Consider the following 26,213-nt stretch of genomic DNA (forward strand, 5'->3'; position numbering starts at 1 on the left):
GGGAGTAACTTTGGATTACACTGAATTTGATGAAGATTATGAGAACTGGGACAAGCCGTCCATGCCCACGATTACAGCAGAGACAGTAAGGGAACTGCATCAGGACAAGAGTACTAAGCGAATTTGTTTTGCTCCCTACTATGAACACTGCAACTATTTGAAGGTCAAACCAGCGGGGAATGTGTTTGTTGGCGCAGTGAATTTTCCCTTCGCTCAGGGAGTGAAGTGGGTGTTTCCCCGAAGATTATTTCGCAATCGGAACAGTGATAAACCGCTCGATGTTTGGTACGGGATTAAAACGCAAGAAGAGTTCGAATTAATTCAAGACTGGATTCACAGGCAAGGGGAACGCGTCTATCTCCGAGACGGCCTTTCTATCTCGATAGCATTGGCACTTAACTTTCGAGGGCTAGGGGAACAATACACCGAGATTGGCGCGTTGCAGAACGCCGCAAAGTACCGCGAAGATAGAATGGCTACTGAAAGGCTGGTCGAAGCCTGCTGCAAAACAATTGTGGACTTGCCTTACTTGAATTGCACCAAATATATCGCCGCTGTTCCTTCTGAAGTTGGAAAACCTTTCCATTTGCCTTATCAAATTGCAGGGGGTGTCGCTCACCGGCTCCATTTGAATGATATCTCACATAGTTTTTCGGAGTTTGCAAAACAGAAATTGAAAGATCGAGGTATTGAGCAGAAGTGGGACGATTGGGAGGCCACCGGACTCATGGTTAACCGAGACCTGAGCGGACAAGACGTAATCTTGGTTGATGATCTGTACCAATCCGGAACTACCCTTCAGTTTGTCGCGATGAAGCTGCAGAAGGCGGGTGCGCGAAATGTGTTCGGCCTTTGCCTTGTAAAATCTTTAGGGAATACGGATAATAAATCATGAAAAGTTTCCTAGTCGACACTGGAGCAAGCCATGACAACGGACACGGCCCCTGACATCACGGAATTGACGCTTGATTCTGCAGCCTATCCTGAGAAGGTCAAGGTCCTTATGGGTTCCAAGGCTCCGGCGTCGCTATTCGCTGTTGGGAACCTGCGACTCCTCGAAAAGGACGCAATAGGTTTCTGTGGATCTCGAAAAGCCAGTGACCGTGGATTGGAAACGGTTCGGGATTGCGCATTTCAAGCGGCGAATGCCGGTGTTGTCGTGGTATCCGGAAACGCCGCGGGCGTAGATTTCAGTGCTCACTATGTAGCACTGGAAGCGGGCGGTGAGACCATCCTAGTCCTTCCCGAGGGTATCAATCATTTTCAGGTGAAACGTGCTTTGCGACCCGTTTGGGATTGGGAGCGCGTTCTGGTTCTGAGCCAGTTTCGACCGGATACGCCATGGCGCGCGTTTCAGGCGATGAGCAGAAATCAGGTGATCATCGCCCTGAGCGGCGCTATGGTTGTCATCGAGGCTGGCGAAAAAGGCGGGACCATCAGTGCGGGATTGGACACGCTGAAACTCAACATCCCCTTGTATGTCGCAGAGTACAAGGACATGAACGAGGTCGCCGTGGGCAACCGAACCCTGATCGCCAAAGGCGGCAAGAGTTTGCGCAGAAGCGCCACGACGGGCAAGGCCAATATGTCCAATGTCTTCCAGGATGTTCACCAGAAAGCGGGTTGGTCGCAATCGTCGTCACAATTGGGCCTATTTTGAGCGGGATTGTCGTTTAGCAAAATCCATTGCCGTAAAAAAGCGCAAAGAAGGTTCTTGTCTTTGCGCTCTTTGCGCTCTTTGCGTTCTATTGCAGCTAAAAATATCTATTTCCCCAGCCACCAGGCGTCGATGCTCTTTGTCAATACTTCCACGCGCTCGGGCTGCGCCCCAGCCAGATTTTCCTTCTCCCACGGGTCCGCCGTGATGTTGTACAGTTCCGCCGTTTCCCCTGCTCGCGCAGGCAGGATCAACTTCCAATCCCCCGCCACGGTCCAGCGATAAAATAAGCTGGCGGCGGGATTGTCGATATCCGCCACGTCGTGACTGTAGATCTCCCCGAAGACCTGATTTCGACCCGCCGGTGGGCCATTCAGCAGGCTCACACCCGGCAGCTCCGCCACTGGCGCAATTCCGCATGCTTCCAGGATCGTGGGCACGATGTCGACGCTGCTCACGAGGGTGGTGTCATTGCGTGACGGCGTGATCTTTCCCGGCCAGCGGAAGATGATCGGGGTGCGGACGCCGCCGTCGTAGGGTGAGCGCTTGCTCCTGGGGGCGAAGCCGCGCTCGTTCTCATTCTGAATCCAGCCATTGTCCGTGACATAGACCACCAACGTGTTCTCCGCGACGCCGCGCTGCTCCAGCAGGGCCATGAACTCGCCAATCGTTTCGTCGAACCACTCGCACATGGCCCAATATTTTGCGACATATTCTGATCGCCCTTCGGCGCGATACTTCTCCAGCAGACGCTCCGGTGGCGTGTGGGGCTCGTGGGGCATGAAAGGGGCATACCACAGGAAAAAGGGCTTGTCCTTCGTCTCGTCGAGGAAAGTCGCGATGGGCGCCAGGCCTTCGCGGCCGATTTTCAGGCCTTCGTCGCCGTGGCGTCCACCTCGGGCCACATCGCCATGGGTCATACCCTGGGTGAAGCCACCGCGGGCAGGCGCGCCTTCCCACCACTTGCCGGATTGGTGGGACACATAGCCGACCTCACCCAGCCGGTCCATCAGGGTTGTCGCGGCATCAATATGCTTGAGCATGAGGTTGCGGTCCACCCCCTTCATGGGGTCGTTGCCCGTGACCTTGTGCTGGTGGGGGTAGAGCCCCGTGGCGAAGGTCATGAGACTCGGGCGACACAGGCTGGTGGGTACGTAGCCCCGTGTGTAGGTCATTCCCGCTTCCGCCAGCCGGTCGATGTTGGGGGTCTGGATCTGCGGATGGCCCATAAAGCTGTAGTCGCCCCAGGCCTGGTCGTCGCTGAGGATAAGCACCACATTGGGCGGCGCGGCGAAAGAGAGTGCGGGGAGGAGGAGGAAGGCGAGAATTAATAGTCGCATGGGGTTTCCTTTCGTGTGCCGGGTGAGCCTGCATGATAGCGGATCAGTTGACAGTTGACAATGGACAGTTGACAGCGAGGGCGGAAAAGTTCGGCAGATACTGGGCACGCTTCGGCAGTCCGTCCTGTTTTCCGCTGTCCATTGTCAATTGTCCATTGTCAATTACCACCTGCTACACTATCCTCCAGTCGGCGGGAAGCCGGTGCGAATGATCCAACTTGCCTTAGAAAGTGTTTTCCACGATGAATCACACCAAATCCAAAGCGTTGTTTGCGGCGGCGAATCAGACCCTGGTGGGCGGGGTGAACAGCCCCGTGCGCGCCTTCAAAGGCGTGGGCGGCGAACCTTTTTTCGTCAAGTCCGGCAAGGGTGCCACCATTACGGACGTGGACGGCAACCAATATATCGACTATGTCCTCTCCTGGGGCCCGCTGGTGCTGGGCCACGCGAGCGAAGTGATCGAGTCGGCGGTGCGCGATGCCCTGTCCCACGGCGCGAGTTTTGGCATTCCCACGGAATCGGAAATCCGCCTGGCGGAGAAGGTGGCCTCGATCGTGCCGTGTGTGCAGAAACTGCGCCTCGTCAACAGCGGCACGGAAGCGACCATGAGCGCGATTCGCCTGGCGCGGGGCTACACGGGCCGCGATCTGGTGGTGAAAATTGAGGGTTGTTACCACGGCCACGTGGACAGCCTGCTGGTGAAGGCGGGCAGTGGCCTGACAACGCTGGGCGTGCCCACGAGTCCGGGCGTGCCCAAGGCCTACGCCGCCACCACGCTCACCATCCCCTACAACGATCTGGAGGCGGTTCGCACGGTGTTTGAAGAGCATGGCGAACATATCGCCTGCCTTATCGTGGAGCCGGTGGCGGGCAATATGGGTGTGGTGCTGCCGGAGCCGGGCTATCTCGCCGGCCTAAAGGCTTTCACCGAGCAATATGGTTCGCTGCTGATTTTTGATGAAGTGATGTCGGGCTTCCGTGCTGCGCTGGGCGGCGCGCAGGAGCGCTATGGTGTCACCCCGGATCTTTGCGCGCTCGGAAAAGTCATCGGCGGCGGGTTGCCGGTGGGGGCCTACGGCGGTCCGGCGGAGATCATGGATCACTTGTCGCCCGTGGGGCCGGTGTATCAGGCCGGCACCCTATCGGGGAATCCGCTCGCGACGGCGGCGGGCCTGGCTGCCCTGGGCGCGTTGTCCCAGCCCGGCGTGATTGAAGGAATCGAAACGCAGATGACGCACCTGAGCGAAGGGTTTGGCCAGATTGCGAAGGAAGCGGGCATCCCGATCTTCCAGACCCAGGCGGGCTCCATGGCGTGCATGTTTTTCCACGAAGGACCGATCCGCAACTACGAAGAGGCCACGAAGTCGGACACGGCGCGCTATGGCAAGTTCTTCTGGGGCATGCTGGAGCGCGGCGTGTATTTCGCGCCATCACAGTACGAAGCGTGCTTCATGAGCACGGCCCACGAAGACAGCCACATTGATCGGACGCTGGAGGCGGCGCGGGAAGTGTTTAAGGGACTGTAAGTTTCAAAGGACTCAAGGGACCTAAAGGACTCAAGGGACTTTAGGGACGTAAGGGGCTCTAAGGACTTGATGGGCGAGTAAGGCCCATGACCCATAAGACCCATCCGGACTCGCCGCCGTCGCGCGGGCCCTGCAATATTCTAAGGAGAGAGCAAACATGTCGTGGTGGACCAGTCTTGCAATCATCGTTCTTGGGGCGGCCTCGGCTGTGGCCCAGTTGCCCGAGAAAACCGTGGTTCTTACTTTTGACGACGCGGTGAAATCCCATGTGACCATTGTGGCGCCCGCGCTGAAGGAGCGGGGCTTCGGCGGGACCTTTTTCATCACCCATGAGTGGATGGGCGATACGGAGAACTTCCTGAGCTGGGAGGACGTGGCGACGATTCACCAGATGGGCTTCGAGATCGGAAACCACACGTGGACCCATCAGGGCTTTGCGAGTCCCGCCGAGGCCGCGCGGATGGAGGGAGAGCTCGCGCTGGTGGAGAGCGCCCTCAAGAAAGTGGGCGTGCCCAAGCCGGTCTCCTTCGCCTGGCCGGGCAACGCCTTCTGCATCGAGGGCGTGCGCGTACTGGAGAAGTGCGGCTATCAAATCGCGCGGCGCGGCATGCAGCCGGAGCTGCCCTATGGCCGGATTTTCGTCGGACCCCTCTACGAACCGGACCGGCACCATCGGCTGCTCATTCCCACCACGGGCGACGCCTATCCCGACTGGACCCTGGACCATTTCAAGACGCTGGTGAACAGCGGCAAGCCGGGCCAGCCGGTCATCGTGCAGTTTCACGGTGTTCCCGATCCGGTCCACCCCTGGGTGCACACGGACCCGGCGCGCTTTATCGAGTTCATGGACTATCTCAAGGCGGAAAACTTCAATGTGGTTGCGCTTCGAGATCTGATCCCTGTGGCCGATGCGAACCCCGAGGCAAAGGGTATGCCCGCGGACCGCTATCCCCTGCCGAAGGAGGGTGTGCTGAAGCAATCGCCGGAGGTGGAAGCCACGCGCAACGATCTGCGTTATTGGCTGGAGAACATGCTGGTCCATCATGGCTACTCCTTTGAGGAGGTGGCCCAGGTGACCGGATGGGATGTGCAGACGGTAACCCAGATCGCCCAGGCGGCGGCCTTCGGGCGTGAAACGCTGGAAGGGGCGCGCAAACCCGGCCTGAAGATCCTGCCCTATCCCGGCGGACGCCATCCGCGCATTGGCTTTCTGGAAGGGGCCGTCGCACCGCAGCGGGGCACCAAGGCCAGCATCTTCGCGCCCTGGGAGGGCGGCGGCTATGCCGTGCTGGATGTGCCGGAGGCCATCTGGCAACAGAAAGACCTGATCTATCTTGCCCACACCCACATCCCCACCTACTGGGACGCACAAAACGAGCGCATCGAGAATATCGACTGGACCCGCACGGAAACGGGCCTCTCGCTGTCGCGCACGCTGCCGAACAAGGTGTCCTTCGGGGTGAACCTCAGCGCCGCGGATACGACGGTTGATATCGAGATGTGGATCGAAAACGGGACCGATGCCGCCCTGACGGATCTGCGGGCCCAGGTCTGCCTGATGCTGAAGGATCTCGTGGGTTTTGAGGCCCAGACCAACGACAACAAGACCTTCTCCGACCCGGTCACCACTGTGGGCAATGCCGACGGGTCCCGCTGGGTGATCATCGCCTTTGACCCGGTCGATCGCTGCTGGGGCAATGCGAAATGCCCCTGCGCCCACGTGGACCCGCAATTTCCCGACGCGGCACCTGGAGAGCGAAAAGTCGTGCGGGGCCGTATCTGGTTTTATGAAGGGAAGCTGATTGAGACGCAGCAGAAAGCCGCGGAGTCCTGGGCGGCGCAGCCCAGGGATTGACGCAACTGGAGGAACCAGCTCGGTGTTGACGGCACCATGGTATTTAATGCCTGTACCGTGATGCGCGCGGCTGGCCCTGCGTCTCCTGAATTCGTAATTTTCAATTCTTAATTCCAAACATCTCCGCCCACAACGCTTCCTTGAACCCCACCGTCGCCACGCCATCCCCCAGGACAAAGGGCCGCTTCACCAGATTTCCATTCGACGCCAGCAACTCCAATGCTTCCGCCTCGCCCATCGTCGGCAGCTTCTCTTTCATATTCAGCGCCTTGTAATCCATACCGGAGGTGTTGAACAGCTTCCGCACATCGCCCCCCATGGCCTTCAGCATCTTCTTCAACTCCGCCACGGTCGGCGGGGTCTCGCGAATCGGTATTTCTTTGAAAACAACGCCCTGCGCCCCAAGCCACTTCGCCGCCTTCTGGCAGGTCCCGCAATTCTTATAGGCATACATTTTAATAGACACAGCAAATCTCCTTCGCAATCGAACCTTGGATGACTGAATTTCCCCCAAGACATTACACCGCCCCGCGCGCGCATTGCCAACGCGTCACAGGGTTGCAGGGACAGCAGCGACACCAGCGACAGCAGGAAACCAGATCTTCAATGGCTCTCCTCCCTGCTATCCCTATTCGTCCCTTTTTCTTCTTCCCTTCCGTGAAATTCCGTGCCCTTCCGTGGTCAATTCTTATATTTCCCTCTTTGTGATCCCCCGTGCCCATGCGCTACCATTCGTCGAGAGCAATTTTCGGGGGTAACCATCCAACAGGAGCCCATTTTCCATGTTCACCACCACCCGCCTGCTAAGCATCTGCATCGCGCTGGCCGCGTCTTTTGCCGCCTTCGCACTCCCCGCAAAGGATCTCTCCCAGTGGAGCATCCTCGTCGCGCCCGACGCCATCCCCAGCGAGCAATTCGCCGCCCAGGAATTTCAGTCCCTGTGGCAAGCCTGCAGCGGCGTCACCCTCCCCATCAGCAATGTTGGCGAGACCGGCAAAAACTACATCGTGATCGGCCCCGGCATGGCCAACCAGGCGGGCGTGAGCAACAATGACCTGGGCGAGGAGGGCCTCCTGATCCGCGTGGCGCCGAACGCCCTCGTCATCACCGGCGGCCAGCCGCGTGGCACCCTTTACGGCGTCTACGAGTTCTTCGAGCGCTACGTCGGCGCCCGCTTTCTCACCACGGACCACACCTGGTTCCCGGAAGATGCCGCCACCCGCGATCTGAAGAATGGCGAATACCGCTATGCCCCACCCTTCTCCTTTCGCTGGAGCTACTACGGCGAAAACAACACCAACCCCGCGTTTGCAACCCGCATGCGCGTCAACACCGTGGCGACCGACGAAAAGTTCGGCGGCGTCACACCCCAGAATCTCATCAGCCACTCCTTTTACCACCATTGCCCCGCGGAAAAATTCGGTAAGGAACACCCCGAGTATTTCGCCCTCGTCGGCGGCGAACGCAAGCTGGAAATGCACGGCGGCGGCCCCGAGCTCTGCCTTACCAACCCCGCCGTGCTCGATGTCGTGACGGCCTCCGTCCTGGCCGATTTGGAAAAGAACCCCCAGTTGCGCAATATCAGCGTCAGCCAGAACGACAACGACGCCTACTGCCGCTGTGAGAACTGCGAGGCGATCAACCAGCGCGAAGGCACGCCCATGGGCACCTACCTCGCCTTCGTCAACGCCGTGGCGGAACGCATCGAGCCCAAGTTCCCCAACACAAAGATCGGCACCCTCGCCTACTGGCACACGCGCAAGGCCCCAAAAACCATCCGTCCGCGACACAATGTCCAGATCCAGCTCTGCAGCATCGAGTGCTGTACCCTCCACCCCATCAACGATCCAAAGTGCGAGAAGAATCGTGAGTTCTGTGACGACCTCGCGAACTGGAAAGCCATCAGCGACGATATCTGGGTCTGGAATTACAACACCAATTTCGCCAGCTACGACCTGCCCTTCCCCAACCTCCGCGTGATCGGACCCAACGTCAATTACTTCCTCAACAACAACGTCCACGGCCTTTTCATGCAAGCCGCCGGCAACTGCCTGAGCGCCGAGTTCAGCGATCTCCGCAACTACGTCATCAGCCAACTCATGTGGAATCCCGATCAGGAAGGCTGGGCGCTGGTGGAGGAGTTCTGCAAGCTTCACTACGGACCCGCCGCCAAACCGATCCTCGAATACCTCACCGCCCTCCACGACAACGCCGAATCCTCAGGCATGCACCCGGACTGCTTCCCCACCGCCGTGGAAGTCGGCCTTAACCGCGACTTCTCCATCAAGGCCATTGGCTGGTTTCAGATGGCCCTGGCCCTCGCTCCCGACGACGCCACCCGCGCCCGCGTGGAGAAGGCCAGCCTCTGCGCCTGGAAGGCCCTCATCGAAAGCAGCAGCGGCACGCGCTATGAAAACGGCCGCTGCCATATCGCCCTGCCCGAAGGATACGAGAATGCCATCGAGACCTACATTGCCCTCGGCCGAAAAGCCGGGCTGACCATGGCCCGGGAACTTCAGACCGCCGAAGACCTTTACACCAGCCTCCAGGGCCTGAGCGCGGGCTTCCCTGCCGTGCGATTTGAGAATGACACCTGGCAGGTCACCGTGCTCCCCGAGCAAAACGGCAAGCTCGCCTCAATGGTCTACAAGCCCACCGGTCGCGATGTCGTGTTTCCGCGCGGGCGCATGTTCAACCGCCACCGCGCCATGGAAGAATGGGGCGTCGCCGGTTTCACCGACAAAGACCTCCTCAAGTTCAACGCGGAAGCCACCGACAACGGCGTCACCCTGACCGGCACGCTCGACGGGCGTGTCACCATCGTGCGCCGCATCGATTTCGATCCCGCCAACCCCGCACGGGTCCGCTTCCACACGACCCTCACCCACCTCGGCGCGGAGCCGCAGAACTATCAGATCTGGATCCACCCCGAGTACGACTCCAACACCACCGCGGCCAACGAAAAGGCCGTCACCGGCTACGTCGAGCACGACGGCTGGAAGGCCCTCGTGGAAGACGACAAATTCGGCGGAGGCCCCAACGAAGAGACCCTGCGCAAGGCCACCGGCAACAAATTCGCCTTCTATAACAGCGAGCTGAACTTCGGCGTCGTTCAGACTTTCGATCGCAACGAAATCGAACGCCTCGACCTCTTCTGGCGCCCAAACCGCTCCCAGATCAATCTGGAAATGTACACGAAAACAAAAGAACTGAAGACCAGCGAGACCTTCGATTATGGTTACACGTTGGAGCTGCTGACAGCACCCCCGGCATAAGCAGAGCCGACATTCACAATCTTCATCGGCCGGTGCGCCACGCACCGGCCTTTTCTTTGGTCGCAATACTACGAATTTCTTAGAAACGCTACCGCACAATGCGGAATAAACCCGGCATGCGGCCCTGCGCCTATCCCGGGCAATCCCCCCTTCACAGAAATTGGGACTTGCTGTATCATTGAGCTTCGACACCAATGGAGATCATCATGATAAAGTCCCGCTACAGTCTGCCGCTCTTCCTCGCCACAACGTTTGTGACCGGCCTCGGCCTGCTCTCCACCGCATGTACACCGCCGGAGCCCGATGTTCCGAGTGCGGCATTTACCGCGTCCCCGGAAACCGGGCCCGCGCCGCTGGTGGTTCAATTTACCGACACCTCCACGACCTCCGGCGGCGGCGCCCCGGAAAGCTGGCTGTGGGACTTCGGCGACGGCAGCACAAGCACAAGCCAGTCCCCCTCCCATACCTACGAAGGCATTGGTGTCTACACCGTCTCGCTGACGGTCACGCTGGGCGAGGAAACCGACACCGCCACGCAGTCGAACTTGATCGAGGTTCGGGATCCCGATGCGCCGCCCAGCACGCCGGCCAACCTGGTGTTCCCCCAGACGCCCCTGACCGGAAGCGCCGCGACCATTTCCGGAACGGCCGATCCCAACGCGACCATTCACGTTATCGTGTCCACGAACATGACCTTCACGACGACTGCGGATGCCTCCGGCGCCTTCTCCGTGGAAGTTACGCTTCTGGCCGGCCAGCGCAATCGACTCTCGGTCATCGCGGAAAACGCGCTTGGCCTCCGCAGCGCACCGGCCCCGGTCGAGATTACCCAGGACGCGCAGGCGCCCATGGTGGCCATCGATTTCCCCGAGGACGGCCTGGAACTCACCAACGAATCCATTCAGGTCGCTGGACGCATCAGCGATGTGCTCAGCGGCTTCCTGGGCCTCGAAGTCCAGGTCAACGGCGGCGCGGCCGAGGTGTTCCCCGGCATCGGCACCAATGGCTCCTTTGAGCGCCAGGCGGTGCCCCTCGCCCTGGGCGCCAACGTGATCACCGCCACGGGCGTCGACGCGGCCGGCAACAGCACGACCGCCACGGTGACCGTTACCCGCGTGGCCGCGACGGGCCCGCGCTTGACCGTCGTGTCCGGCAATGACCAGAGCGGAGAAATTCGCACCGAACTCGCAAACCCGGTCGTTGTGAAGGTGGCGAACGAAGACGGCTCGCCCTTCGTCGGGAAAACCGTGAACTTCCACGTCACCCGAAGCGACGGGCGCCTCGCCACGGTGTCGGGTGCGGAAGAGCGCGCGATGCGCCTCCAGACGCGGACCGATAGCGAGGGCCTCGCCACGGTCTTCTGGACGCTGGGCTCCGACGCGGGCCAGGGCAACAACCGGATCAGCGTCACCAGCGAAGATATCGCGGGGACCACGTTCTTCTGCGCTTCGGCCCTGGCCGGGCCGCCCGCCCAGATCAACATCATGATGGGCAACGACCAGCGCGCGGAAACAGGAGCCCCGGCGCCGGAGCGTCTGATTGCGTGGGTGAGCGACGGCGGCAACTCCGTGGGGGGCGTCCCGGTTACCTTTCGGGTCGTTTCCGGCGATGGCGGATTCGAACCGGACGGGAACCCGGAGATCACCATCGATACGGATATCACCGGAAACGCACGGACCTACTTCACTGCGGGAGAGACGCCCGGAAAGAACATCATCGAGGCGAATTTTGAAGGGAACACCGGCCTGCCCGCCACCTTCACGATTGAAGGGGTTCAGCGCACCGAGGGCCAGCCCACCACCTTCTCCGGGGTTGTGCTCGACAATGCAAACTCGCCCGTGGGTGGTGTGGAGGTGGACATCTCCGTCAATGGCGTCTTCCTGGAACCGGCCATCACCGATGAAGAGGGTCGCTTTCTATTCACCGGCATTCCCGATGGCCCCGCCCGAGGTCGCTTCGACGGGCGCACCGCCACAACCCTGGGCGGAGAACCCATCACCGGCGGTGGCTTCCCCCGGCTGCCCTTTGAGACGACCATCATCGCCAACGCCGCGAACACCCTGCCGCGACCGGTCTATCTGCCCCAGCTTGACCCCGCGAACGAAGTGCTGTATGACGGCACCCAGGACGTGGAGCTGCGCGTCGCGGGTGTTGAAGGATTGAAAATGGTGGTGAAGGCGGGTTCCATGACGAACTCCGACGGTACCATTCCTTCGCCGTCGAATCCCGCCACCCTGTCCCTCACCCAGGTGCACTACGACGACGTGCCCATGGCCCTGCCCGGCGGCGTGGCGACGCAGTTCGCCTGGACACTGCAACCCTCCCAAGCCCGCTTCGACCCGCCCGTGGAGATTACCTACCCCAACATGTCCGGCCTGCCCGCCGGGGCCGCGGCCTACTTCCTCAGCTTCGAACATGGCACCAACGCTTTTGAAATCGCGGCCTCGGGACGGGTGAGCGACGACGCGAGCGAAATTGTTTCCGATCCCGGCTCCGGCCTCTACGTGGCCGGCTGGGGCGGCAATTGCCCGCCCTACGCCGTCACCGGTGTCGTGCGCAACTGTTTTGAGGTCGCCGTGGCCTTCCTCGAAGGAAGCCCGAGGTGTCCCCAGGCCTTTCCGGGTTTGTGTCCCGAGGAATGGAGCGCGGGTGACTTCTCCGCCGCGTTTGGTCCCCTGGCGAACAGCCTCCGGGAGATTGAGCCCTACCGCGTGACGGCAAAAGTGTTTCCCTCCGCCAACTCCGCCGCGTCGCAACTCTTCGCCGTGAACCAGTGGCTCGATCGCCTCACGGAAGAAGCCCGGGAGAACGTCCCGGGCTCCGCCGAATGCCCGCGCCCCTTCCTCATCCTCGTGGGCCACAGCCTGGGCGGTGACACGGTTCGCCTCGCCGGCGACCTCAACCCGGATGTCGCCATCATCGCCGATGGCATCAGCCGCGAACTGGTGCTGGAGGATTTCCCCGGTGTGCCCTTCTATCAGCGCGATCAGGTGCTGCCCGGCGTCGGCGGCGTCATTAACTTTGTCACCCCCGACGGGCTGACCGATGTTGAACGGGCAAACTGTTCCAACATTGGCGTGGACAACTTCGGCGATATCGAGTGCCTGCGCGGCTTTCGCGTCGAGGGCGATAGCGTGATCGAAGTGCCGGGAACCGATCACAAGTCGATCATCGAGAGTGCCCTCTTCCAGGACCGTGTCCGTCAGGAAGTGATCGATGCCCTCGATCTGCCGACACCGCCCAAGCAGGGGGAAGAGCCCCCGGTGCTGCTGGACAGCCGCTACACCCTCTTCGCCAATGGCCAGGCCTTCCGCGTCGACGACGACGGCCTCTTCGTTATCCCCAATATAACCGCACCCGATCAATTTGGTACCGCGGGCCCCGGCTCGCGGCCCGATTTCATTGCCGACGACGTGATCAGCGTGGTGGGCGTGGCCAACATCGACGGTCAGATGAAGTATGCGACCAGCGGAAGCTTCCGCGTGGTGAACAATGGCGTCGCCATCGTAAACAGCTTCTCCCTGTCCGACACGCCGCCCCTCTTCCCGAAAAAACTCGATCTGGACGCCGTCGCCTCGGTCCTGCAACCCGAAGCCACCACCCAACTGACCGCAACGGCCATCCAGTTTGACGACACCGAAAACGACGTGACCCCCGTGGCTGCGGGAACCACCTACCGCGTAAGCAGCACGGATTTCATCACCGTGGATGAAGCAGGCGTTCTCACGGCACTGCAAAACGGCGTCGCCGTCGTCACCGCAACCAATCAGGGCGTCACCTCCGCGAAACGCGTCACCATTGCGTCGGATACCATCTCCACCACCGTTGAGGGCTTCGTGCGCGACGCCGATGGCAACCCCGTGGCCGGAGTCGTCGTCACCACAACGGCCTTTGGCGGTTCGGCCACCACCGACGCCAACGGCTTCTTCACCCTGGTCCTCACATTGCCCTCGACAACCAACTTCGTCACGCTCGTCACCACGGTAGGTGACGATGAACTCGACTCCGGCCTGGTTCCCGTCGTGGCGGATGGAATCACCGACGCGGGCATCCTCGCGCCCCGGGTGGTCCTTTTCTCCACCACCGTCAGTGGCACCGTGCAACGCGATGACGAATCCCCCGTGGAGGGTGCCGCCGTCTTTACCAGCCTCGGCGGTCAGGGACTCACCAATGCCAGCGGCGCGTTCTCCTTCGTGGTGGAGGGCAATGTGCCCTCCGGCGGCCTGCCGCTCCTCGACGTTACGGCCCGCCTCACCGAGGGGGAAACCACCCTATCCGGCCAGGTCACGGGACTGACCATCGTGCCCGACGGCGTCACCAATGCCGGCGCCATAACCATCACGGAAACCATCGCCCTGCTCTATCCCGGCGCGCGCTTCCCCTTCGAAGGCACCGTCCAGGATGTCGCTACCGGCGACATCAATGGCGACGGGCTGCCGGATCTTGTCGTGGTAACCAGCGACTCGGTGAATTTCGTCGTAGACGCCCGCCTCGTCTCGCTGTTGAACCGGAGCGATGGCACTTTCAGCGCCCCGAACTCCGTCAGCGTGGGGGAACTGCCCGCAGACGTGACCCTCGCCGACATGAACAACGATTCCAACCTCGACGCCATATTTGCCGGATTCATCGATGACAGCGTTTTCATCGCGCTGGGCAATGGCGATGGCACCTTCGATGAGCTCGTGGGTTTCAACGCCTCGGTCGAAGGAACCGGCGACGTGGCCATTGGCGACATCAACAACGACGACGTGCTCGACGTCGTCGCCAGCAGCAGCAATTCCGGCGTTATCAACTTCTTCCTAGGAAACGGCGACGGGACGCTTCAGGAGCCAACCGCGCTCCAGATCACGGGTAACAATATCCTGGATCTCGGCCTGGCAAAGGCCAATGGCGACGACAACCTCGATCTGTACGTGCTGAACCGCGGGCTATCCAAATTCGAGATGCGCCTGGGCAACGGAGACGCAACGTTCCAGGATCCCGTCAGCTACGATGCCGTCTTCGCTCCTGACCATCTCGTACTGGCCGACTTGAATGGCGACGACGTTCTCGATGTGGCCTTCTCCGGACAGGAAGCCCCCCTGGGCGTCTTGCTCGGCGCCGCCGACGGCACCTTCAGCCCCCAGGTGACTTACCCGATAACGGGGAGCGCGCGCTGCGTTTCCGCCGGGGATTTTGACGGCGATGGCAGCATCGATCTGGCCACCGCGAACAGCATCCTCAATTCCGGTAACATCAACTTGTTCTTCAACGACGGCGACGGCGCGTTCCCCGAAATACGAATCGTGGGCTCCTCGCGATTTACCCGATGCATCACAAATCTTGACGCGGACGGCGATTCAATCGTCGATCTGTTGCCGCTCACCGGTTCGGGCTACGGCGATATCGTCGTACTGCGCGGACTGGGCGATGGCATCTTTGACACCCAGCTCGTCGTACCCACCGGCGATTTCGGCAACCGCTCTCTCAATGCAACCCACATGGATGGTGACGATCACCTGGACCTGGTCACCGTTCGCACCACCGACGGACAGGTGCTGGTGTTTCCAGGCAATGGCGACGCAACCTTCGCCGCACCCATCGCCTCGCCCCTGGCCACCGGATTCAATGACTTGGTCCTCGGCCGGGTTAACAGCGACAACCTGCCCGATATTGTCTCCGCCCATGCGACACCCGGCCGGGTCGGCATCATGCTCGGCAGCGGCGAAGGTTCCTTCCAGTCTCCCACGTTCATTGAATCGGGAAGCCGCGTCGCGAGCGTGGCCCTCGGCGATTTTGATCGCGACGGCGCGACAGACGTGGCCGCGGTGCCCTCGCCGAGCAACGGGGTCACCATCCTCCTCGGCATCGGAGACGGAACCTTCCAGAATCCCTTCGATGTTTCGGGCGGAAGTTCGCCGCAGGTTGTGAAAGTAGCCAATATCAACCAGGACAACAACCCAGACCTCGTCACCACCGAGTTCGGGGGCGGGCCGCGGATCTACCTCGGCAACGGCGACGGTTCATTCCAATCGCCCTCCCCGGCAGGCAGCGGACAGCTCGCTATTGCCGTGGGCGATCTGAATGGCGACGGTGATCTTGATGTAGTGGGCTCCAACTTCAACGACAGCACCATCTACGTCAGTCTCGGTCGCGGCGATGGCACCTTCCAGAACGCCGTCTCGTTTGAGATACCCAATCGGCCCTACGACGCCAGCTACTACCGCCTGCACATCGCGGATGTGACCCTGGACGGCGCACCGGACATCCTGTTCGGCGAAGAACCCGGCATCGAATCCGTCGGCGTCATCGTCGGCGACGGCACCGGATTCTTCTCCGGCGCAAGCAGCTACGACCTGACCGACCCCTTCACAACCGGCCTCGCCGTGGGCGATTTCAACGAAGACGGCCTGCCCGACATCGCCGCCGGCAACGGCGGGGCGAACAATATCTCAATCCTCCTGCATCGATAGACTCCATCGACACCAAGCCGCGGACGGACACGTCCGCGGCTTTCTTTTTTCATGGGTCACCTTCGCAGACGCGGTGCTCTTGTTCGTCCTTCCCCCTTGCATCCCGCCATCGCTCTTGCGGTATAACTACCCCTACCGAAAGAGAGCCGCCATGACCGCACCTGCCTTGAAATCGCCCAACTTCAATTTTCTCGCCGATCACGATCCCCAGCTTCTCGAATACGCGGCGCGGGCCGAGCGCTATGTCCTCGACGACCCGAACACGACCTTAATCAAATTGCGCCAGCTCGCCGAGGCGCTGGCGGAGGATGCGGCGGCCTACGACGGCATGCGCCTCCTCCCGGAAGATGATTTCAGCGACATCCTCCGTCGCCTCAAGCGCGAGGATATCATCACGCAGGAAATGGCGGACATCTTCCACGGCCTGCGCAAGGCGGGCAACGAAGCGGCGCACGAGGGCGGTGGCACGCGCCAGGATGCGGTTTCGCAGTTGAAACTGGCCCACCGCCTCGCGGTGTGGTTTCATCGGGCCTTTCGCGATCCGGCCTTCAAGCCGAAACCCTTTCTTCTGCCGCCCGCGCCGGACGGTGTGGCCCCCGAAGTGAAGGAAGAGTTGGAGCGCCTGCGCAAGGCCCGTTGGGATGCGGAGCGCGAGGCCGACGAATCGGAAGAGGCTCTGGAGGTGGCCGAGCGCAAGCGCGCGGCGGCGGAAGCGAAGGCGGCGGAGCTCTACGCGGACCTGGAAGCCGCCCTGGCCCTCGCGCGCGAGTCGGAGACCGATCAGGAGGCCATGTTCCGCAGGCACGAGGCCGCCGTGGCCCGGCTCCGCGCCGAAGCACACTCCGCCAGCCACGAAGAGCGCGCCGCGCGCCAGCACCAGGCCCGAAGCGCCGCACAGGCTTTCGATCTCTCGGAGGCCGAAGCCCGTGAACGTATCGACGCGGACCTCCGCGCGAAGGGCTGGGAGGCCGACACCATCGTCCGCACCCGGGCCCACGGCGCACGGCCCGAGGCGGACCGCAACATGGCCATCGCGGCGGTCCCCACCCCCGCGGGCCCCGCCGACTACATCCTCTATTGCGGACTGCGCGCCGCCGCCGTCATCGAGGCCAAGCGGAGCAACACCGATCTCCGCGCCGCCCTGGACGAAGCCGCGCGCTACGGCATGGTCTATCAGGCCCTCGCCGACGAAACCGTCGCGGAGGATACCGCCACGGGACACCCCATCCCCCTGCTCTTCGCGAGCAATGGTCGGCCTATCGTTTCGGAGTCCGATCCCCGCAGCGGCATCTGGACGCGGGATGTCCGCAGCGGAAAAACTCGTGCGCTAAAAGATTGGCCTACGCCGGAGGAATTGGCCGCGATGATAAAGGCTCCCGCAGACGTGCCACGCGATTCCGCCGGAGGCGGATTCGTGTGCCCTGAGCCTCGTTGACGCGGGGCATTCCAATACCCTCTGCCCTGCCCTTGTTCGCCCGTACAAAAGGCTTTCGCCCCGTTCCCACAAATTGTGCCAGACCTCTTCCCTCAACGCACACGAATCCGCCTCCGGCGGAATCGCGTGGCACGACTTGGTGGCCCTTCCCCTTTCCGCGTGTCTCAACTTGCTCGAGATCAAGAAGCCCCCGGCGCATCCACGCCGGGGGCCTCATTTTCTTAACTTAATTCAAAGGATCAGCAGGGCAGTTCCCAGCCCTTGCGGTATTCCTTGCTGATGAGCTCCGCCGCTTTCTTGTCGTTGGTGACTTTGCCCTTGATGTTGTCCCAGTGCAGCTTCTTGCCGGTGCGGATGGACAGATTGCCGAAGACGACCATTTCCGTGAAGGGGCCGGAGTAGTCGAAGCTCGATCCGGGCTTCGGACCGCCCTTGATGCCGTCGATCCAATTCTTGTAGTGATCCTCATTCTCCACACGGGGAATGGTGGCTTCGGGCTTGGTGTACGCCGCCATCTTGTCGTCTGGAATAAGGCGCGACTCGCCGCCGTAGGTGCCCGTCGTCATGATGCCGCTGGTGCCGTAGAACGTGGAGCCATTGCTGCCGTCGCCCAGCTTCACGTCGTCCTTGATGCCTTCCGGGCGCGGCGGCATGATCTTGCCGTCGTACCAGAGAATCTCCACCGGCGGCATGCCCGCGCGCGCGGGGAAGCTGTACTTCACCACCGAAGACAGGGGCGGGCATTGATCCGTCATGCCGTCCTGGATGGATTCCACGGTGAAATACTCGGCTTCGTTCAGCTTAAGCGCGCGGTAGCAGGGATCCATGATGTGACAGGCCATGTCGCCCAGGGCGCCGCAGCCGAAGTCCCACCAGCCGCGCCAGTTGAAGGGCGCGTACTTGGCGTTGTAGGCGCGCGTCGGCGCCGGGCCGATCCACAGGTCCCAGTCCATCGTGGCGGGCACGGGCTCGCCCGGCAGCGGTGCGGCAATACCCTGGGGCCAGATCGGGCGGTTGCTCCAGGTGTGGACCTTGGTCACATCGCCAATGGCACCCGACCAGACCATCTCGCACAGTTCGCGCACGCCGTTGCCCGAGTTGCCCTGGTTGCCCATCTGCGTGATGACGCCCGTTTCCTTCGCCACGTTGGTCAGCAGGCGCGCTTCCGCCACCGTGTGCGTCAGGGGCTTCTGCACGTAGACGTGCTTGCCGAGGTTCATGGCCAGGTAGGCCGCCGGCGCGTGGGTGTGGTCCGGCGTGGAGATCGTCACCGCGTCAATCTCCGGCATCTCCTCCAGCATCTTCCGGAAATCTTTATGCTGCTTCGCATTCGGCAGCTTGTAGAACGCCTCGCCCGCGCGCTCCCAGTCCACATCGCACAGCGCCACGATGTTCTCGCCCAGCGCATGGCAGCCCATGATGTCGCTCAGGCCCTTGCCGCCCGAACCGATCGCCGCGATGTTCAGCTTGTCGTTGGGCGAAAACTTCTTGGGGACGACCCGGGCCGTGTTGGGTTTGGCCGAGGCGTAATCGCTCATCGCCAGGGCGGCCGTGGTCGTGGTGGCGGCAAGAAATGCGCGCCGGGAAAGCCGTGAGTCACTCATTGTTCCATTTCCTCTCAGACTATCGATTAGGGTAGGGGCGCTCCCCGGCCCGAAAAATTAAATCGTACTATGGTAACGAATGGAAGGATGAAATAGGAAATGGAAGGCTGTAGGTTTCAGGCTTCAGGCTGGAGCCGATAGGCCCGTGAAAATCAGTCGTATCCGTCCTATCCGTCCGATAACTTCAACCGTCAAAGGTCAACTCCCACCCTGGCTGGTAGCTTCTCGTCAGCAGCGCCGAGGCTGCCGGGTTGTCTTTCACCGTACCGTTCACGAAATCATACTCCACCTTGCTCCCCGTGCGCAGGGCGATATTCCCCACCAGCACCATCTCCGCGAAGGGGCCCGCATAGCTGAAATTGGAGCACGCCGGCGCACCGCCCTTACAGGCTTCGAGCCAGTTCCGGTAGTGGGACCCTTTCACGCGGGGTATCGTCTCCGGCGGAAGGGTATAGCCCGCCATCCGGGCCTCGGGCAGCAGCTTTGTGGTCATGCCGTAGGTCCCCGTGCCGAGCAGGCCGCTGCTTCCGATGAGGAAGGACCCGCCGTCCTTGTCTCCCAGCATCTCCGAATCCGGGATGCCCTCGGGGCGCGCGGGCCTGTTGTCGCCATCGTGCCAATAGAAATCCACCGGCGGAAGGCCAGACCGCTCTGGAAAGCTGTATTTGATGACCGATCCCGTAGGCACCTGCACCTCGTTCTGTCCTTCGGCCTCGACCACCTCCACGCTGAAGTGGGTTGCCTCACCCAGCTTCAAGGCCCAGTAGGCCGGGTCCATGATGTGGCACGCCATATCGCCCAGCGCGCCGCAGCCATAGTCCCACCACACCCGCCACTTGTTCGGATGGAGAATATCGCTGTAGGGACGGCGCGCGCCGTTGCCCTGCCAGAGTTCCCAGTCCATTTTTTCCGGAACAGGCTGACCCGCATTAATGCCCGCAGGGTCTCGGTGCCAGCGATCACCCGGACGATCCGTCCACGCGTGGGCCTCGCGCACCTCACCAATCGCGCCCGACCAGAAAATCTCGCAAAATTCCCGCGCGCCGCTCCCCGAGTGGCCCTGATTCCCCATTTGCGTCGCCACGCCCGTCGCCGCCGCCGTCCGCGTGAGCAGCCGCGCTTCCTTCGGCGTATGCGCCAGCGGCTTCTGCACATACACATGCTTGCCCAGTGTCATCGCCGCGTAGGCCACCGTTGCATGCATGAAATCCGGCGTGGACACCGTCACCGCATCGATCTCCGGCATCGCCTCCAGCATCTTGCGATAGTCTTTGTACTGCTTCGCATCCGGCAGCTTGTAGAACGCCTCCCCCGCCCGCTCCCAGTCCACATCGCACAGCGCCACCACATTTTCCTTGCGGCAGTTCATGATGTCGGTCAGCCCCTGGCCACCCACACCCACACCCGCCACATTGAGCTTCTCGTTCGGGGAAAGTTTGCGCGGAATCACCTGGGCATCATTCGCGCGAATCCGCGTCGTCGCCAGGATGGCGGTGGTCGTCGTGGCGGCCAGAAAGGCCCGGCGGGTGAGATCGTTCTGGGACATCATGAAATCCTCCTCTGAATGGTCGAGACACATACTCTAATGGACACCGCCCGCCCCGGCACAAGTTTCACCCGCAGGTGCAGTCATTCATGAGGCTTCGCATCACCATAGGGGATGAGAATCGCGCCCGAGTTCTACCCCCCCTCCCCCGCCGCAAGCGGGGGGGACCAAGAGGTTCACTTTGAAGATTCGGATTCCCCCCGCTTGCGGGGGGGGACCAAGAGGTTCACTTTGAATATTCGGATTCCCCCCGCTTGCGGGGGGGTAGGGGGGGTAAGTTCTCGACCCCACGAACGGATTCTCTCAAATGTTCCTCCATTTCTTGCCGCCGCGTCGACATATACTGTAGAAACCACCCAGCGGCAAAAAAGCGGAGATACACCCCATGCCCCAACCCGACGCAGTGTTACTCGACAAGTGGCGCGCACAAAGCGACGCCGACGCCTTCGCGGAATTGATTTCGCGCCATGCTTCCATGGTCTACGGGGCCTGCCTCCGCGTGGTCAGAAATCCCGGCATCGCGGAAGAGGTGGCCCAGGAGTGTTTCTTGGAACTGATGAAAGGGCCGCGCGGCATTCAGTGTATCGGCGCCTGGCTGCACACCGTGGCCACCCGACGCGCATTGGATCGCGTCAAGTCCGAAGGACGCCGGGCCGAACGGGAGAAACACTATGCCGCGTCGCTGGACACGGCCGCGGAAGTGAGTTGGGACGATACGCGCGAGTATGTGGACGAGGCCATCGCCGCCCTCCCCGACGAACTCCGTGTGCCGATCATCCTGCGCTTCCTGGAAGGAAACACCCACGAAGCCATCGCGGAGGAACTCGCCCTATCCCGCTCGACGGTCCGGTCGCGCATTGAGAAAGGCATCGGCGTGGTCCGAGAGAATCTCGTGAAGCGCGGCGTGGTACTCTCCATGGCCGCACTCTCAACCGGGCTAGAAGGCATGGAGGCCGTGGCCGCGCCACCCGCACTGCTGGCCGAACTGGGCAAGCGCGCCCTGGCCGTGCGCTCCGCGCCCACGCTCCTGTCTGCGACGGCGGGCGCAAAATTCGCCGCAGCGCCGTTGCTGCTGGCGGGCGTCGTGCTCGCGGGGGCCTGGGCGGCCACCCGGAATACCAAGCCCCCGGAAAACAACGTTGAACCCACCGTGGTCGCCGCCGCGGTGACGCCGGAGCCGACCGCCCCCCCCGAAGTACCTGCAGTCGTTGTCGAATCGCCCCTACCGGTGGAGGCGACTGTCGAAAACACGGACGTGACGACCGAGACCCCGTCCAGTATTGCGGAGGAGGAGCAGGGGTGGAAACTCGACCTCACGCCTTCCGAGACCCTCCGAGAGGCCCTGCAAGCCAAAGCGGACATCGAGTTTGAGGAAATCCACATTAAAGATGTCGCAGAGTTCCTGCAAGACTCTTTCGAGATCAATCTGGTCCTGGATCAACGGGTTGTCGCTCCGGAGCTTGAAGAGCATGTAGAAAACGAGGCGGTAGGAGCACCGCCGGGTCTCCAACCGGGACTCCCACCAGGATTCCAACCGGGCCTTCGGTCGGGCGCTTCAGTACCTGGTCCGCCGCCAGCCCCCGTGCAGTTTGTACGGCTGCCGCGAGCGTATTTGACCGACGGTCATATCCGCGCTATCGACCAGAAAGACAAGACACTCGAAGAGATACTCACCACCATCACATCGCCCCTCAACCTGATATGGAGGATTCGGGGCAACGCCGTCTGGATAAGCTCGTCCGCCCAACTCACGGAAGACATGACCGTACCGCTGCCGTCGGCCCCCTTCAAAGAGGGAGAGGTATTCACGACCCTCTCGTCGCCGGTAAACATCGAGTTCGAGGACATTCACGTTACCGAGCTTGTGGGATTCGTGCAAACGGCTTTCAAAGTGAACATAAGCCTGGACACGGCGGTGATCATGCCGGAAACGAAAACGGGGGATAGCGCGCCTCCCGATCCGTCGCAGTTCGCGACGGACGGAAGATTGGACTACATCAACTTAAAGGATGCCTCCATGGCGGAAACGCTCTTCGTAATGACGCGCATGCTTAATCTAAGCTATCGGGTCGGCAAGGATGGTATTTTCATCTCCACGCCGGATCGCTTGAAGGGGTCGTTCTGATCGGTCCGATCCGTCCAATCCGTCCGATTATACTGACACAGAGCGCGCTCCCCATCCGCCGGTCACCACAACAAGCGAAAGGCCCCGCAGACATCGTCTGCGGGGCCTTCGCTATCACTCAAGTCATATTCGACATCAGCAGGGAAGTTCCCAGCCCTTGCGGTATTCCTTGCTCACGAATTCCTTGGGATTCGGCACGTTGGTGACCGCGCCGGCCTTGTTGTCCCAGTGCATTTTCTGCTCCGTGCGCACCGCCAGGTTGCCGAAGGCCACCATCTCGGTGAAGGGACCGGAGTAGTCGAAGTTCGAGGCCGCCGGCTCACCGCCCTTGCAGGCTTCGATCCAGTTGAGGTAGGGATTTTCATCCGTGATGCGCTTGATGGTCTGCTCGGGCTTCTTATAGTCCGCCATTTTCTCGTCGGGCAGGAGGCGCGCTTCGCCGCCGTATTCACCCGCCGTGAGGATGCCGCTCTCGCCCACGAAGAAGCAGCCGTTGTCGCCATCGCCCAGCTTCTGGTTCGCGGGAACGCCCTCGGGCCGCTTGGGAATAAGCATGCCGTCATACCAGAACACGTCCACGGGCGCCATGTCGCCGCGCGCGGGGAAACTGTACTTCACGATGGAGGCCAGCGGCGCGGTCTGGTCGTTCTTACCGGACTGGGCCACGAGCTCCACCGTGTAGTCGGAAGATTCCACCAGTTTCAACGCCCAGAAGGCGGGGTCCATGATGTGGCAGGCCATGTCGCCCAGCGCGCCGGAACCGAAATCCCACCAGCCGCGCCAGTTGAAAGGTGCATATTTGTCATTGTAGGGGCGCATGGGCGCGGTGCCGATCCACAGGTCCCAGGCCATGGTGTCGGGGATGGGCATTTCGTCCAGGGGCTTGGCGATGCCCTGGGGCCAAACGGGGCGGTTCGTCCACACGTGGGCTTCTTTCACCTGGCCGATCGCGCCGGACCAGAGCATTTCGCACATATCGCGAACGCCATTGCCGCAGTGGCCCTGGTTGCCCATCTGCGTGGCCACTTTCATCTCGCGGGCCGTATTCGTCAGCAGACGCGCCTCGGCCACGGTGTGCGTCAGGGGCTTCTGCACGTACACGTGCTTGCCCAGCTTCATGGCCATGTAGGCCGCGGGCGCGTGGGTGTGGTCCGGCGTGGACACCGTACAGGCGTCGATTTCCGGCATCTTTTCGAGCATCTCACGGTAGTCTTTGAACTGCTTCGCGTTCGGCAGCTTGTAGAACGCCTCGCCCGCTTCCTTCCAGTCCACATCGCACAGAGCAACGATGTTCTCGCCCAGCTTGTTGCAGGACATGAGGTCGCTGAAGCCCTTGCCGCCCGCGCCGATCGCCGCAATGTTCAATTTCTCGTTCGGGGATTTCTTGCCCGGAACCACCTGGGCGTCGTTCGGCGCCGCCAATACCGTCACCGCCGTGGTCGTCGTGGCCGCCAGAAAAGCGCGCCGCGTCATGGAATGCTTGCTCATGTAGGAATTCTCCGGTGCGGCGTTCAGGGCTTGAATAGCCGCGGTTTGAAGTTAGGCAGGCCCTCTTCCACAGACTCCGCGGACGCGGTTCAGGTTTCACGGCGCGCCGGGACGCCAGGGGAACAAGGCCCGGGCATGGTCGGGTGAGCATAAACCCTTCCGGGCCCGAGGTCAAACTCGGGCCGTCACCTTTTCCGATCAGTCTAATCCGTCCGATCAGTCCGATCTTCACAGATAGGTTTCAGGTATAGATCGCGGGCACCAGCTCGCCCGCCACATCCGTCAGCCGGAAATCCCGCCCGCTGTAGCGATAAGTCAGGTCCAGATGATTCAATCCGAACAAATGCAGCAGCGTCGCGTGCAGATCGTTGATATGCACCGGATCCTTCACGATATTCCAGCCGATGTCGTCGGTCTCGCCGATGATCCGCCCGCCCTTGGTCCCGCCACCCGCCATCCAGATCGTGAAGGCCATGGGGTGGTGGTCCCGACCCGTGTTCGCTTCGCGGAAACCCGCCCGGTTCTCGCCGAGCGGCGTGCGGCCGAACTCGGAACCAAAGACCACCAGCGTGTCTTCCAGGAGGCCGCGCTGCTTCAGATCCTTGATCAGCGCGCCGATAGGCCGGTCGCACATGTCGGTGGTGAACTTCATTTCATTGTCCAGGTCGCTGTGGTGATCCCAGCTCGCGTGGTAGATGTTGATGAAGCGCACCCCGCGCTCCACCAGCCGCCGCGCCAGCAGGCAATTGCGAGAGAAGGCCGCGAAGGTCCCCTTGGGGCCGCCCCGCGACGCCTTGTACCCTTCCTCCACCCGGTCCACGCCATACATGTCCAGCGTAGCCTGACTTTCGCCCGAAAGATCGATCAGCTCCGGCGCCGCGGATTGCATGCGATAGGCCAATTCATAGGACGATATACGCGCGAGCACTTCCGGATCGCGCGTCTCTTCGTAGTGAATCTGGTTCAAGTCGCGCACCGTGTCCAGCCCGAGCCGCTGGCACTCATGGGGCAGGCCCGCCGGATTCGCCAGATGCAGCACCGGCTCGCCCTGGTTGCGAAACAGCACGCCCTGATAGTTCGAAGGCAGGAACCCGCTCGACCAGTTGGACACGCCGCCCGAAGTACCGCGGCCCGCGCTCAGCACCACATAGCCCGGCAGGTTGTCCGCCTCGGAACCGAGGCCATAATTGATCCACGCTCCCATGGAAGGCCGCCCGAAGGTGGGCACGCCCGTGTTCATCATCAACTGGCCCGGATGGTGATTGAAGGCGTCCGTATGCATCGAGCGAATCATGCAGATGTCGTCGGCGCAACTGCCGATGTGCGGAAGCCACGTGGAGAAGTCCATCCCGCTCTCGCCGTATTTCTTAAACTGCTGGTTGCTCCCCAGCACCGTCGCCGTCTCCTTCTGGATAAAGGCGAAGCGCATATCCTTTGTCATGGACTCCGGCAGCGGCTGGCCGTGGAGCTTGTTCAGCATCGGCTTCGGATCAAACAGATCCATCTGGCTCGGCCCGCCCTCCATGAAGATGAAGATACACGCCTTCGCCTTGGGCGTCGTGTGGTTCGGCTTCGGCGCCAGCGGGTTTACCCCCGGCACCGCACCATAACCGTCCCGGCCCAGCAGCGCCGTCAGCGCCAGCCCGCCAATACCGCCCGCCGCCGTCGTCAGAAACTGACGGCGCGTGCGCTGGATTTGCTCTTCAATCGGATGCATGACTTAATCCTCGGACCGGACACACGGGGCAGCCGGCGAATGGCGATAAAGATGATCTCAACCGCAAATTAACGCAAATTGATTCTGATGATGTGCGGCTCCAACAATACACAGGCGGGACGCCTGTGCCACATTCCCAAAAATTCGCGTCTATTCGCGTTCATTCGCGGTTACATTTTCTTTCAGTTTATTC

14 protein-coding genes are annotated in these 26,213 nt (G+C 61.5%); 8 read left to right on the top strand and 6 right to left on the bottom strand.

Annotated features, from left to right (window positions below):
• Positions 1–10: 10 nt before the first annotated feature.
• Entirely contained in the window at positions 11–895 is an 885-nt protein-coding gene (locus JNK74_08040) for a hypothetical protein (GenBank protein MBL7646122.1), read from the top strand.
• 30 nt (positions 896–925) lie between these two features.
• Positions 926–1,660, top strand: a complete 735-nt coding sequence (locus JNK74_08045; protein MBL7646123.1) for a DNA-processing protein DprA — start codon at positions 926–928, stop codon at positions 1,658–1,660.
• A 104-nt stretch (positions 1,661–1,764) separates the two neighbouring features.
• Here the strand turns inward: JNK74_08045 and JNK74_08050 are convergent, their stop codons facing one another.
• Positions 1,765–2,997, bottom strand: a complete 1,233-nt coding sequence (locus tag JNK74_08050) for a sulfatase (protein MBL7646124.1) — start codon at positions 2,995–2,997, stop codon at positions 1,765–1,767.
• 242 nt (positions 2,998–3,239) lie between these two features.
• Between JNK74_08050 and hemL the strand changes: the two genes are divergently transcribed.
• Both hemL and JNK74_08060 read left to right on the top strand, forming a co-directional pair.
• Positions 3,240–4,523, top strand: a complete 1,284-nt coding sequence (hemL, locus tag JNK74_08055; GenBank protein ID MBL7646125.1) for a glutamate-1-semialdehyde 2,1-aminomutase — start codon at positions 3,240–3,242, stop codon at positions 4,521–4,523.
• Positions 4,524–4,680: 157 nt separating this feature from the next.
• Complete coding sequence (locus JNK74_08060; GenBank protein MBL7646126.1) at positions 4,681–6,378, top strand: polysaccharide deacetylase family protein; 1,698 nt, start codon at positions 4,681–4,683, stop codon at positions 6,376–6,378.
• Positions 6,379–6,478: 100 nt separating this feature from the next.
• Here the strand turns inward: JNK74_08060 and JNK74_08065 are convergent, their stop codons facing one another.
• A complete protein-coding gene (locus tag JNK74_08065) occupies positions 6,479–6,832 on the bottom strand; it encodes an arsenate reductase family protein (GenBank protein ID MBL7646127.1) in 354 nt (117 codons plus the stop codon).
• Between the two features lie 328 nt (positions 6,833–7,160).
• On the opposite strand from JNK74_08065, the gene JNK74_08070 reads away from it, so the two are divergent.
• From JNK74_08070 to JNK74_08080, 3 genes are all read left to right on the top strand, one after another.
• Entirely contained in the window at positions 7,161–9,653 is a 2,493-nt protein-coding gene (locus tag JNK74_08070; GenBank protein MBL7646128.1) for a DUF4838 domain-containing protein, read from the top strand.
• 194 nt (positions 9,654–9,847) lie between these two features.
• Entirely contained in the window at positions 9,848–16,105 is a 6,258-nt protein-coding gene (locus tag JNK74_08075; GenBank protein MBL7646129.1) for a VCBS repeat-containing protein, read from the top strand.
• A gap of 151 nt (positions 16,106–16,256) precedes the next feature.
• Positions 16,257–17,540, top strand: coding sequence for a DUF4145 domain-containing protein (locus tag JNK74_08080; protein MBL7646130.1), 1,284 nt, complete (start codon positions 16,257–16,259; stop codon positions 17,538–17,540).
• Between the two features lie 239 nt (positions 17,541–17,779).
• Here JNK74_08080 and JNK74_08085 read toward each other — a convergent pair whose 3' ends face one another.
• Positions 17,780–19,144 carry a Gfo/Idh/MocA family oxidoreductase gene (locus JNK74_08085; protein ID MBL7646131.1) on the bottom strand — a complete coding sequence of 455 codons (1,365 nt, stop codon included), beginning with the start codon at positions 19,142–19,144 and terminating at the stop codon, positions 17,780–17,782.
• Positions 19,145–19,328: 184 nt separating this feature from the next.
• Positions 19,329–20,690, bottom strand: coding sequence for a Gfo/Idh/MocA family oxidoreductase (locus tag JNK74_08090; protein MBL7646132.1), 1,362 nt, complete (start codon positions 20,688–20,690; stop codon positions 19,329–19,331).
• A 385-nt stretch (positions 20,691–21,075) separates the two neighbouring features.
• Here JNK74_08090 and JNK74_08095 point away from each other — a divergent pair, with 385 nt between their 5' ends.
• Positions 21,076–22,815: a sigma-70 family RNA polymerase sigma factor gene (locus JNK74_08095; protein ID MBL7646133.1), complete on the top strand. Its 1,740-nt coding sequence runs from the start codon at positions 21,076–21,078 to the stop codon at positions 22,813–22,815.
• A 135-nt stretch (positions 22,816–22,950) separates the two neighbouring features.
• Here JNK74_08095 and JNK74_08100 read toward each other — a convergent pair whose 3' ends face one another.
• Positions 22,951–24,303 (bottom strand): Gfo/Idh/MocA family oxidoreductase, encoded by a 1,353-nt coding sequence (locus tag JNK74_08100; protein MBL7646134.1) that lies wholly within the window; start codon positions 24,301–24,303, stop codon positions 22,951–22,953.
• Positions 24,304–24,544: 241 nt separating this feature from the next.
• The gene (locus JNK74_08105) at positions 24,545–26,020 is read right to left on the bottom strand and encodes a DUF1501 domain-containing protein (protein ID MBL7646135.1); all 1,476 of its coding nucleotides are present in this window, start codon (positions 26,018–26,020) and stop codon (positions 24,545–24,547) included.
• Positions 26,021–26,213 lie beyond the last annotated feature (193 nt).

Source organism: Candidatus Hydrogenedentota bacterium, from assembly GCA_016791475.1.
In the GTDB taxonomy this organism is placed as follows: Bacteria; Hydrogenedentota; Hydrogenedentia; order Hydrogenedentales; family JAEUWI01; genus JAEUWI01.

What these genes read in the sequence shown, in the direction of transcription:
- JNK74_08070 (MBL7646128.1), top strand. Translation starts at nt 7,161, where the DNA reads ATGTTCACCACCACCCGCCTGCTAAGCATCTGCATCGCGCTGGCCGCG.
- JNK74_08085 (MBL7646131.1), bottom strand. Translation starts at nt 19,144, where the DNA reads ATGAGTGACTCACGGCTTTCCCGGCGCGCATTTCTTGCCGCCACCACG.
- JNK74_08105 (MBL7646135.1), bottom strand. Translation starts at nt 26,020, where the DNA reads ATGCATCCGATTGAAGAGCAAATCCAGCGCACGCGCCGTCAGTTTCTG.
- JNK74_08075 (MBL7646129.1), top strand. Translation starts at nt 9,848, where the DNA reads ATGGAGATCATCATGATAAAGTCCCGCTACAGTCTGCCGCTCTTCCTC.
- JNK74_08090 (MBL7646132.1), bottom strand. Translation starts at nt 20,690, where the DNA reads ATGTCCCAGAACGATCTCACCCGCCGGGCCTTTCTGGCCGCCACGACG.
- JNK74_08050 (MBL7646124.1), bottom strand. Translation starts at nt 2,997, where the DNA reads ATGCGACTATTAATTCTCGCCTTCCTCCTCCTCCCCGCACTCTCTTTC.
- JNK74_08065 (MBL7646127.1), bottom strand. Translation starts at nt 6,832, where the DNA reads ATGTATGCCTATAAGAATTGCGGGACCTGCCAGAAGGCGGCGAAGTGG.
- JNK74_08060 (MBL7646126.1), top strand. Translation starts at nt 4,681, where the DNA reads ATGTCGTGGTGGACCAGTCTTGCAATCATCGTTCTTGGGGCGGCCTCG.
- JNK74_08045 (MBL7646123.1), top strand. Translation starts at nt 926, where the DNA reads ATGACAACGGACACGGCCCCTGACATCACGGAATTGACGCTTGATTCT.
- JNK74_08095 (MBL7646133.1), top strand. Translation starts at nt 21,076, where the DNA reads ATGCCCCAACCCGACGCAGTGTTACTCGACAAGTGGCGCGCACAAAGC.
- JNK74_08100 (MBL7646134.1), bottom strand. Translation starts at nt 24,303, where the DNA reads ATGAGCAAGCATTCCATGACGCGGCGCGCTTTTCTGGCGGCCACGACG.
- JNK74_08080 (MBL7646130.1), top strand. Translation starts at nt 16,257, where the DNA reads ATGACCGCACCTGCCTTGAAATCGCCCAACTTCAATTTTCTCGCCGAT.
- hemL (MBL7646125.1), top strand. Translation starts at nt 3,240, where the DNA reads ATGAATCACACCAAATCCAAAGCGTTGTTTGCGGCGGCGAATCAGACC.